The organism is Empedobacter sp. UBA7611 (assembly GCF_002484365.1).
GTDB classification, from domain to species: Bacteria; Bacteroidota; Bacteroidia; order Flavobacteriales; family Weeksellaceae; genus Empedobacter; species Empedobacter falsenii_B.
On record NZ_DLJR01000025.1, the window covers coordinates 52,431 to 63,337 of the forward strand.

The 10,907-nt window shown below is 31.1% G+C and carries 16 protein-coding genes; 4 read left to right on the forward strand and 12 right to left on the reverse strand.

What is annotated here, in order from left to right:
- Positions 1 to 19 precede the first annotated feature (19 nt).
- From B3R94_RS03730 to B3R94_RS03780, 11 genes are all read right to left on the reverse strand, one after another.
- A complete protein-coding gene (locus tag B3R94_RS03730) occupies positions 20 to 637 on the reverse strand; it encodes a hypothetical protein (protein WP_291046996.1) in 618 nt (205 codons plus the stop codon).
- Positions 638 to 720: 83 nt separating this feature from the next.
- Positions 721 to 1,053: a PadR family transcriptional regulator gene (locus B3R94_RS03735; RefSeq protein WP_125350649.1), complete on the reverse strand. Its 333-nt coding sequence runs from the start codon at positions 1,051 to 1,053 to the stop codon at positions 721 to 723.
- A 62-nt stretch (positions 1,054 to 1,115) separates the two neighbouring features.
- On the reverse strand, positions 1,116 to 1,679 hold the full coding sequence (locus B3R94_RS03740; RefSeq protein WP_280037524.1) for a DUF1572 family protein: 564 nt from the start codon (positions 1,677 to 1,679) through the stop codon (positions 1,116 to 1,118).
- 6 nt (positions 1,680 to 1,685) lie between these two features.
- The gene (locus B3R94_RS03745; RefSeq protein ID WP_280050280.1) at positions 1,686 to 2,204 is read right to left on the reverse strand and encodes a DUF421 domain-containing protein; all 519 of its coding nucleotides are present in this window, start codon (positions 2,202 to 2,204) and stop codon (positions 1,686 to 1,688) included.
- A 66-nt stretch (positions 2,205 to 2,270) separates the two neighbouring features.
- Positions 2,271 to 2,453, reverse strand: a complete 183-nt coding sequence (locus B3R94_RS03750) for a hypothetical protein (RefSeq protein ID WP_125350646.1) — start codon at positions 2,451 to 2,453, stop codon at positions 2,271 to 2,273.
- Positions 2,453 to 3,361, reverse strand: coding sequence for a M28 family metallopeptidase (locus tag B3R94_RS03755; protein ID WP_125350645.1), 909 nt, complete (start codon positions 3,359 to 3,361; stop codon positions 2,453 to 2,455). Before B3R94_RS03755 ends, B3R94_RS03750 begins: the two co-directional genes overlap by 1 nt.
- Before the next feature lie 59 nt (positions 3,362 to 3,420).
- Positions 3,421 to 3,885, reverse strand: a complete 465-nt coding sequence (locus tag B3R94_RS03760) for a hypothetical protein (RefSeq protein ID WP_280050277.1) — start codon at positions 3,883 to 3,885, stop codon at positions 3,421 to 3,423.
- Between the two features lies 1 nt (position 3,886).
- Positions 3,887 to 4,555 carry a sterol desaturase family protein gene (locus tag B3R94_RS03765; RefSeq protein ID WP_291098793.1) on the reverse strand — a complete coding sequence of 223 codons (669 nt, stop codon included), beginning with the start codon at positions 4,553 to 4,555 and terminating at the stop codon, positions 3,887 to 3,889.
- A gap of 133 nt (positions 4,556 to 4,688) precedes the next feature.
- Positions 4,689 to 5,972, reverse strand: coding sequence for a citrate synthase (locus B3R94_RS03770; RefSeq protein WP_291098796.1), 1,284 nt, complete (start codon positions 5,970 to 5,972; stop codon positions 4,689 to 4,691).
- A gap of 80 nt (positions 5,973 to 6,052) precedes the next feature.
- Entirely contained in the window at positions 6,053 to 7,345 is a 1,293-nt protein-coding gene (eno, locus tag B3R94_RS03775; RefSeq protein ID WP_038333789.1) for a phosphopyruvate hydratase, read from the reverse strand.
- A gap of 206 nt (positions 7,346 to 7,551) precedes the next feature.
- Entirely contained in the window at positions 7,552 to 8,001 is a 450-nt protein-coding gene (locus B3R94_RS03780) for a hypothetical protein (RefSeq protein WP_125350642.1), read from the reverse strand.
- A 134-nt stretch (positions 8,002 to 8,135) separates the two neighbouring features.
- On the opposite strand from B3R94_RS03780, the gene greA reads away from it, so the two are divergent.
- From greA to B3R94_RS03800, 4 genes are read left to right on the forward strand one after another with little or no spacing between them, the layout of a single operon-like run.
- A complete protein-coding gene (gene greA, locus B3R94_RS03785) occupies positions 8,136 to 8,615 on the forward strand; it encodes a transcription elongation factor GreA (RefSeq protein WP_019976987.1) in 480 nt (159 codons plus the stop codon).
- 22 nt (positions 8,616 to 8,637) lie between these two features.
- Entirely contained in the window at positions 8,638 to 9,030 is a 393-nt protein-coding gene (locus tag B3R94_RS03790) for an HIT family protein (protein ID WP_114999218.1), read from the forward strand.
- 3 nt (positions 9,031 to 9,033) lie between these two features.
- Positions 9,034 to 9,603 carry a tetratricopeptide repeat protein gene (locus tag B3R94_RS03795; protein WP_038333778.1) on the forward strand — a complete coding sequence of 190 codons (570 nt, stop codon included), beginning with the start codon at positions 9,034 to 9,036 and terminating at the stop codon, positions 9,601 to 9,603.
- Complete coding sequence (locus tag B3R94_RS03800) at positions 9,604 to 9,987, forward strand: hypothetical protein (RefSeq protein WP_291098799.1); 384 nt, start codon at positions 9,604 to 9,606, stop codon at positions 9,985 to 9,987.
- On the opposite strand, the gene B3R94_RS03805 is transcribed toward B3R94_RS03800, so the two are convergent.
- Positions 9,984 to 10,412, reverse strand: coding sequence for an NUDIX hydrolase (locus B3R94_RS03805; protein WP_125350640.1), 429 nt, complete (start codon positions 10,410 to 10,412; stop codon positions 9,984 to 9,986). The two genes, B3R94_RS03800 and B3R94_RS03805, sit on opposite strands and share 4 nt — an antisense overlap.
- Between the last annotated feature and the right edge of the window lie 495 nt (positions 10,413 to 10,907).

The following is a 10,907-nucleotide window of genomic DNA, read 5'->3' on the forward strand; positions in this document are numbered from 1 at the left end:
AGCTCCGAATGGAGCTTTTTTATTTTATTAACTGATATTCAGGATAAAATTCATTAAGTATTTCTTCTTCTTTATTCGGTAAAAAATAACAGGTTACATAAAAAAGTAAAAAGATAAAACTAAATATAATCGAAAATACAATATTTAAAATAATTTGGTTATTATCAAGATGAATCAAAACCTGCAAACTTAGATTAAACAAAGAAAATGCAAACGAGATGATATAAAGATTTTTAAAAATAAGCTCTTGTAAAATCAGTTTTCTATTTTTCACACTTAATTTTTGACGATATTTTTTTTGTAACCTTATATATCGATAAATAAATAATCCAAAAAATAAAACAATCGTACTTAAAATAGCAATTTTACTATATTTAAAAGCTATCAAATTAAACAATAATATTCCACTCATAACAAAAATAAAATACTGAAAAGTAAGTAAATGACTTTTCATCACTTTCCAAATTAAATTATTGTATTTTTTTTGAAGCGCAAACCTTCTTTTATCTACAATTTCAGAAAAACCAAATATTCCAAACTTCTTAAATTCATTTTGTAAAGCATCTTCAAAAGTTATAGTTTCATTTGTTTCCCATTGTTCTTCAATTCCACAAGCCAAATGATCGGCTAATTCCAATTGCAAATCATAATACTCAACATAATGCTGACGCGTAAAATCGATTAATTTTTGAACTTCAAAAGCAGAAATTTTTCTCATGATTAAATCAATTTAGGGTTCAATAATTTTTGGATTTGTAGCATTGTTTCTGTTAACAATTGAATTCTTTTTACAGATTCTTTAGTTCCAAACTCAGTCAACTTATAATATTTTCTTATTCGACCTTCTACTCGCTCAGCTTCCACTTCAATTATATTCTCAGCTTCCAGCTTATGTAAAATAGGATACAATGCACCCTCTTTTAACTCAAATTCATCTTGCGTTAAAATTCTAATTTTTTGAATGATTTCATAACCATACATTCTTTTATGATCTTGTAATAGTTTTAAAATAATCGGTTGCAGAGTTCCTTTATAAAATTGAACATCTTTCATATACCTAAGTTTCTTATGTAAGTTAAGATAAATAATTCAATTAAAAACACTTTAACTAAAATTTATTTCAAAAACTCATCTGTAAAATGTTGAGTTTTTTTATCGGAAGAGAATTTCGTTTGATTATAATCTGCTGATTTATTCTTCGGAATCGAAAGTGAATTCCATTCATTGTCCTTTATTAATTTTCCTATAAAAACAATTTGACCAACATGATACGGATAATGCGCCAATTGACGATTAATCGCTTCTATTATTGTATGTCCTTCATTTCGGATATAAATAATTTGCTGTAAATCTTCGTCGGTTTTGATTTGTGCTAAAGCATCAAACAAATACTTCCAACCTTTCTCCCATTTATCTAAAAGTTGTTCTTTAGTTTTGATTGTATCTTCAAATTCTTCATCACGATTTCGCCACTCTTTTTCACCATCTGTTGTCAAAAAATCAGTCCAACGCGACAACATATTTCCTGAAAGATGATTCACGATAATCGCAATGCTATTTGAGTTTTCATTGTATTGCCAAAACAATTCTTCATCCGTTAATTGTGAAAATGTTTTTTCACCCAAATGTTTATAATACTGGAATTGTTTGATAATCCCGTTTACTAAATTATTTTCCATATTCTGTTAATTAGTTCCTTGCAAATTTTTGTGATTATGTTTGCGTTTATAATGTGTTTCCTTAAACTGATTTTTATCTGTTGTGACGATTGAAATATTTCCGTCAATCTCCATCATTGCCAATTTTACATCTTTGATATGCTCCACACCATGTTCGCGCATTGCTTCGTTCAATTCTTCCGAATTAATTCCCAATTTGCTCAACATCGTAAAATCAGCTTTTCCATTACGAATTAAAATTTCAGATTTTTGTTCAATTAAGTTTCCTAAAAATTTATTTTTCAACATTATTCTTTTGACAATAAAATTTAAAAGAAACAATACAAAAGCTGCTATCAATCCTCCTTGCAAACTCGAATCTGAACCAACCATTGCATTTTGTACAGCGTTACTAATTAATAAAATTAAGATTACATCGGCCGTATTTAATTGGGATAATTGCTGTTTACCAAAAATTCTAAGTGCAATTAACATAAAAAAATACACCGAAATACAGCGCAAAACAATTTCTAAATAACCTTCCATACATTTATTTTAAGTAAATAAAAGGTACTAAAAAATCCGTTCTGAAATTGGAACGGATTTAAAAATTTATTTTGATTTTCTAAGAATATAAATTCTGGAAACTCTTAAAATTAAATAGATAATTGCGAGATAAAACTTTTTCTCATAAAACAATTCAAGACCTCTTATTGGGAAAAATTTTTCTGATAAAAACGCTAACAATAAAATTACAATAACCGCAATACTAACAATATTAATTGCTTTATCCATTAGTTGTTATATTTTGGTTGAATATTTTTCTTCATCATTTCGTATAAAGAATGTCCAATTCCTTGTGTAATCTCTGACAGATTTTCGAAATTAATCACCGAAACTTCATCGTTTTTTTGATGATAATGATGTTGATTCTCCATGTTTACAGAAGAAAGCGCATGCGATACCACTTTATGATTCACAAAATTTACATTATCCGAACGATAAAATAATTGTTGCTGCAAATAAGGGTCGTTTTCAACTTTGAATGTTTTAGTAGAATTATTATTCATCAAATTCATCAAATCCGAACGATCGCTACCTGTCATATACACTTTTCCTTCACCAAAAGCAGAAACAGTTCCAATCATTTCAAGATTCAACATCACTTTCATATTTGGTAAATATGATTGAAAATCTGTATTTTCTACCAACATTTTAGAACCAATTAATCCAATTTCTTCAGCATCAAAAGCCATAAACATCATGGTTTGCTTAACTTTTTTATTTTTGAAATAATCAGACAAAGCCATTACAGCCGAAGTTCCACTCGCATTATCATCCGCTCCATTATAAATTTTATCCTCACCTTTGTCATCTGTTCCAACATGATCAAAATGCGCACCAACAGCATAAATATCAGACGATTTCCCTTCTTTGATTCCACAAACATTTTGTCCCGTTTTCCCTTTATATTCAAATTCGATTAAATATGAATCACCAACACAAGGTTTTAATTTATTTTGTTTGAATTTTTCAGCAATCAATTCAGCAGCCAATCGATTTTCGGGTGTTCCAAATTTTCGACCTTGCATAGCATCAGAAGCTAATTCTTCGACATATTTCTTTTGATTTTCTTTAGAATATTGCGCGTTTGCTTGATTGAATGCAAGCAGTCCAATCGCAAGTAAAGTATATTTTTTCATTTTTTGTGTAAACTTAATTTGACGGAAGATACGAAAAATTAACTTTTCTTCTCAAACATCTAATTATAAACACATGGAAAGATATTTTCTTTTACCAATTCTGTTTTTTCATTTACCTTTTTAAAATACCAAGAAGTAGTATGAGGTCCAGTTGAGATTATATTTGATTTGAAATCATTTAAATTAATCCTGAATCCTAACTTCTTAAAAATCGAATCATTTTCTTTATTTAATCTTATGAAAATAAGGTTATTATTAATCATAGTTGCATAATAATTAGTCTTTATTCCATAAAGTTTGTATCTAGAAATACTTGATAATTGTAAATAATCTTTTTTATAATTTAAATACCAAACATAGCCTTTATTAATACAATAATCATTAAGATTTATATTCGTAATTATTTCTTTTAAATTTTCATCATTTAAAACCACTAATTCAGCAGAAAAATTTTCTTTTATTTCTTGAGCAAAAAGCAAATTAGAAAATAACAATAAAAGTATTATAGTTTTGATACTATTCATATTAACTTTTCTTCTCAAACATCAATTCTTTTACTTTTTCTTTGTCTTCTTTTTCATTCTTTAAGTCGAACATTGTTCCGAAAATACGATCCCAAAACGTATTGGAAACGCCAAAACCTAATTCTTCGTCTTTATAATGATGCAAATGATGATTGCGCCAAAGTGGTTTCATAAACTTGAAAGGCGGCGCAACAGCGTGAATCAAATAATGCATAGACGCATACAATAAATAGCCAATCATAAAACCAGGAAAGAAAGCAAAAGCATATTTCCCTAAAATTAAATATTGAATCAAGAAAATGATTGACGCCAAAAGAATACTTGGAACTGGAGGCATAAACAAACGTTGTTTATCGCGTGGATAATGATGATGATTTCCATGAAAAATGTAAACAATTCGTTTTAGACTTGGTTGTTCGGCTGTCCAATGAAAAAGATAACGATGCGCAAAATATTCGAACAAGGTCCAAAATAACATCGCTCCAAAAAAAATTGAAATAACTGTTATTGTAGATAAATCGTAGCTAGAAATTCCATAATAAATACAATAGGAAAGTAGAGGAATGTACATTCCCCAAATAACTGCGGGATGACCTTTTGTCAACATTTCGAGGTATTTGTTTTCGAAGATTTGCGCTTGACCTTTATTATGTATTTTCTCAAATTTCATGGTTACAAAATTTAATTTACTTAAAAATAAGGTTTTAACATATTTTAAACAAACAATCTCTAAAAATTAATTGTTAAAAAAAATCCGAAAATCAAAGTTTGATTTTCGGATTATATGATAAATAAGAAAATTCTTATCTGTTTTCAATTTCAACGTAATCACGTAATGGTGCTCCTGTGTATAATTGACGAGGGCGACCAATTGGTTGATTTGTTTCGCGCATTTCCATCCATTGTGCAATCCATCCTGGTAAACGTCCAACAGCAAACATAACTGTAAACATTTCAGTTGGGATATCTAACGCTTTGTAAATAATTCCTGAATAGAAATCTACGTTTGGATATAAGTTTCTTGATTTGAAATACTCGTCTTCTAAAGCAGCTTGCTCTAATTTTTTCGCAATATCTAAAATAGGATCATTGATTCCTAATTTCTCTAAAACGTTATCCGCTGCAACTTTGATGATTTTCGCACGAGGGTCAAAGTTTTTATAAACACGGTGTCCGAATCCCATTAAACGGAATGGATCGTTTTTATCTTTTGCTTTTGCTAAGTATTTATCAACATCTCCACCATCATTTTTGATCGCTTCTAACATTTCTAATACTGCTTGGTTAGCACCTCCATGTAATGGTCCCCATAATGCAGAGATACCACCAGAGATAGAAGCAAATAAACCTGCGTGAGAAGAACCTACTAAACGTACACTTGATGTAGAACAGTTTTGCTCGTGATCTGCGTGTAAGATTAATAATTTGTCAATTGCATCAATAATAACTGGATCTAAGTCTAATTCTTGACCTGGTTTTTTGAATAATAATTGATAAAAGTTTTCTACATAAGATAATTTATCGTTAGAGTAGTTAACTGGTAATCCTTTAATTTTTCTTTGTGTCCAAGACGCTAATACTGGGAATTTACCTAATAAAGTAACTGCCGCTTTGTACATATCATCTGGAGAAGTAACATCAACAACTTTTGGGTTGAATGCTGATAAAGCAGCTGTTAAAGATGTTAATACTCCCATTGGGTGAGCAGAACTTGGGAATGCATCTAAGATTTTGATTAAATCTTCTGACACATAGTTATACTCATTAATATCAGCAATAAATTTATCTAATTCAGCTTGTGTAGGTAATTCTCCTTTGATTAACAAATACATTACTTCTACGAAAGAAGATTTCTCTGCTAATTGTTCAATAGGATATCCACGGTACATCAACTTACCTTCTTCACCATCTAAAAATGTAATTTTAGATTCGCATGCCCCTGTATTTTTGTAACCTGGATCCATTGTGATTAATCCAGTAGCACTTCTTAACTTGGAAATATCAATAGATTTTTCATCCATTGTACCAGTTGTAACAGGTAGCTCCAACTCATTTCCGTTGTAATTTAATATTACCTTATCTGACATTTTATAGTTTATATTATTTATTGCGTAATTTACACTTTTTTTATTAATTTGAGACTGATAAATATCAGTCTCAAATTATTTTATCGCTTAACTTTAAAAGCCTTAAGCCCTGGAAAAATTGCAGTTTCTCCTAGAATCTCTTCAATACGTAATAATTGGTTGTATTTCGCCATACGATCAGAGCGAGAAGCAGAACCAGTTTTGATTTGTCCTGTGTTCAAAGCAACAGCTAAATCTGCAATTGTAGCATCTTCTGTTTCTCCAGAACGATGAGACATAACTGCTGTATAACGTGCATTTTGCGCCATTTGTACTGCTTTGATCGTTTCTGTTAACGTACCAATTTGATTGAATTTTACTAAGATAGAATTTGCTGTTTCAGCATCAATTGCTTTTTCTAATTTAGTTACATTCGTTACCAATAAATCGTCTCCAACAATTTGAACACGTTTACCGATTTTATCTGTTAAGATTTTCCAACCTTCCCAATCGTTTTCATCCATACCATCTTCAATAGAAATAATTGGATATTTCTCTGTCAATTCTGCTAAATAAGCTGCTTGCTCTGCAGAAGTACGGATAGCTCCTTTCTCTCCTTCGAATTTTGTATAGTCATATTTTCCATCGTGATAGAATTCTGATGATGCACAATCTAATGCAATCATAATTTCTTCACCTGCTTTGTAACCTGCTTTTTCTATTGCAGAAATTACAGTATCTAAAGCATCTTCTGTACCATCAAAAGTTGGTGCAAATCCACCTTCGTCACCTACTGCTGTAGATAAACCACGATCGTGTAAAATTTTCTTTAATGCATGAAAAACTTCTGTCCCTTTACGTAAAGCGTCAGAAAAAGATTCTGCCTGAACTGGCATAATCATGAATTCTTGGAACGCAATAGGTGCATCAGAGTGAGAACCTCCATTTACGATATTCATCATTGGAACTGGTAGTGTGTTTGCATTAACTCCACCGATGTATCTAAACAATGGTAAACCTAATTCTTCTGCTGCAGCTTTTGCAACCGCCAAAGAAACACCCAAAATTGCATTAGCACCCAATTTAGCTTTGTTTTCAGTTCCGTCTAAATCAATCATTACTTGATCGATTAAATTTTGTTCGAAAACAGAAAAACCAATTAATTCTGGAGCAATCACTTCATTTACATTCTCGATAGCTTTCAAAACTCCTTTACCTAAGTACAAGTCTCCACCATCACGTAATTCTACTGCTTCATACTCTCCTGTAGATGCTCCTGATGGAACAGCTGCACGACCTAAAACACCTGATTCTGTATACACGTCTACTTCTACAGTTGGGTTACCACGAGAATCTAAAATTTGTCTTGCATGGATATGCGAAATAATGCTCATTATTAATATTTTTTAATTGATAAAATTTTGATTTACCAAAAATAATGGATTTGAGTAATCTTTACAACGAAATTATCTTTTTTTAAAAATAATTTAATTCAAAAACAATTCGAAAAATTTATGCATGCATAATAAAGAAGTATAATTTCGATGCCTGCAAAGATTATTATTTTTTGAGTGAATTAAAAAAACTTTAGATAAAAAATTTAATTCGTTATTGTAAGCGTTCCATTTGCATTTACATACACTTGGTATGTTCTTGGCGCTCTATTCGCTACTTTTGTAGGTTGTCCTGTCAATAAAATCCATTCAGAATTATCTGCATCACACACAATACTGATGTCATTCTTTACATACAGAGTGGTTTCTGCACCAGGACAAATATGCGGTGCATTACGATCGTAAGCTTTGAAACCAGAAGCTGTACGTACCACAATCAAACCTCTAGAACCTGCTGTTGCTCCATCAACATATACCCATCCTCCTGGATTATTTAGATTAGAATATAATGGTAAATTGATATTGATTGATACATTCACAATTGTATTTGGCACACAACTTACTGTACCATCATCTGAATTGCAGCCTTGAAATAAGCCAGCAAAAACACAAACCAAAATAACCTTATTTAGAATCGTTTTAATAAATTGTTTCATTTTTAATTTGCTGTATTTTTTTTATTATCTTTGTAGTACAATAACTAAATAGTCCTGCGCATATTATTACATATGTGTAGGATTATTTATTTTATAAGACCTATTTAATAAAAAATTAATTAAACATTGTTGTTATGGCAAATATACAATATGTAACGAAAGAAGGATTAGAAAAGTTGCGTGAAGAGCTTCATCAGTTAGAAACTTTTGAGCGTCCAAAAATTTCGCAACAAATTGCTGATGCGCGTGATAAAGGAGATTTATCTGAAAATGCAGAATACGATGCTGCAAAAGAAGCTCAAGGAATGTTAGAGATGCAAATTGCTAAATTGAAAGAAGTTGTAGCATATGCACGTGTAATTGATGAATCTAAATTAGACCATTCTAAAGTATCAATATTATCAAAAGTTAAAATAAAAAATACAGCGAACGGACAAGAATTAGTGTACACTTTGGTGCCTGAATCTGAAGCTGATTTAGCTAAAATGCGCATCTCTGTGAATACTCCAATCGCAAAAGGATTGTTAGGAAAATCACTTGGAGAAGTTGCAGAAATTACATTACCTAACGGAATGACTTTAAATTTTGAAATTTTAGAAATATCTTTGGACTAAGATTTCAAAAATTAAAAAACATATGGCAAGCATTTTCACTAAAATTATAAACGGAGAAATACCATCATACAAAATTGCCGAAAACGATAAGTACATCGCTATTTTGGACGCTTTTCCTTTGGTAGAAGGTCATGTATTGGTTATCCCGAAAAAAGAAGTCGATAAAATCTTCGATTTAGACAAAGAAACCTATTTAGGTTTAATGGACTTTTCTTACGAAATTGCACAAGCTATAGAAAAAGCAATACCTTGTCTACGCGTTGGCGTAGCTGTTGTTGGTTTAGAGGTACCACATGTACATGTGCATTTGGTTCCTCTAAATACAATGCAAGATATCAATTTCTCAAATCCAAAACTTCAATTATCTGCCGAGAAAATGATCGAAATTGCAGATAATATCAAATCATATTTATAATCGATGAACAAATACATTAAATTAGTAATCGCCGCTGTATTAATCGCTTTAGCAATCTTTTTGTTTACCATTCGCGAATACGGTTGGGGATTTGTTTCGTTATTAGTCGCTGTATTTCCAATTTTATTCTATTTCAGAAACGAAAACATCTTGTTAGCTTTCTGGTTTTTACGTAAAGAGGATATGGCAAAAGCGAAAAAATGGTTACAAAAGATCAAAAATCCATCATCAGAATTAATTCCTAAGCAAATGGGATATTACCACTACATGATGGGAATCACTGAAGCGCAGGACAATGTTGCGGTTTCAGAAAAATATATGAAAGAAGCCTTAAACTACGGTTTATCGTTTGATCATGACAGAGCAATGGCTAATTTATCTTTGGCTGGAGCTGCAATGTCAAAAGGTAAAAAGAAAGAAGCGGAAGGTTACATTAAAGAAGCGAAGAAAAACGATTCGAAAGGAATGTTTACAGATCAAATCAAAATGATGAATGATCAAATGAAACGTTTCAACGTAAGTAATTCGCAATTACAAAACCCACATATGCGTCACAAAGGACGTAAATTCTAAATGGATATATCAAAATTTACAGAAGAATCATCATCAAACACCAACAAATGGAAACTGATTGAAGAATTCTTTCAACAAAATTTCACAGATGGTGAAAGACCAGATTTAGATACGATTCTTTTTTTGATCGGTGTTCAAGAATTAGGACAAGGAAAAAAACGATTCAAAAAAGATGATAAACTCAATTTATTACACATTGCAGTTTGTCGCGTGTTAGAACCTTTTGGCTTTTATCGTTTCGAAGGACAAGATCCAGATGGTTGGCCACATTTTGAGTTATTGGAAGATTTACCACCACTCAAAACCAACGAACAAACTTTGTTAATGAAATACGCTGTTATTCAGTATTTCGATGATCAAAAAATTATAAACTTCGAGTCTTAGGATTCGAAGTTTTCTTTTTTATACAAATCAATTACCACTTTATCTGCGTCTAACGTAAATTTCTCTACATTCAATTCTTCTTTGGATAACCATAACAATTCGTTGATATCTGCATCCAAAACTTTCAATTTATCCAATGCTTTCTCTGTAATTGTCGCTTTATAATAAATCAATAAAACCTGTTCTGTCGGATCAAAAGCATTCAACACAAAAAAATCTTGTGTATAAAAATGTTCATGAACTTCTACTTTCAAATTCAATTCCTCTTTTATCTCTCTCCTTATACAATCTTTTGTTCCTTCACCAAACTCCAATCCACCGCCAGGAAACTTATAAATTAACTCTCCCTGAAACGGCTCGTGAATCACCAATACCTTTCCCTTGTGTTCCAATAACGCATATACACGCACATTAAATGGTTTCATATCCTGTTTACTTTAAAACCTAAATATATAAAAATTCTTCATTCAAATGCGTATTATTATAGCGTTCCCTTCGGTCGGGCTATCCGTTGCAATCTTTTGTAGAAGAAAATTGGAAGTGATTACAGGAAAATCCAATTTCTACAAAAGGATTTCCACTACTATCCCTAACGCGGGTTGTAAGTTCTGAGTTTTGAGTAATAAGTTATAAGACATAAGATTTAAGACTTACAGGAATAGAAGTAGAAGTTAAAATATCCACTTGAGGGAAATAGGGGCTTTTCGATTTATGAGTTGTAAGTTATAAAGGAAGCTTCCTTTTTATCAAGAAGAAGCTTCTAGTTGACTAATTAGAAGCTCTTGTTGGATGAAAGCAAGCTTCCTATTAACTGACTAGAAGCTTCTTGTTTTATAAAACATAGTTTTGAGTTAGCGTAAAGCTTACAGCCTTCAGCCTAAAGCGAAATCCATAAACACAAAAAAGCCTCAAGTTGTTCA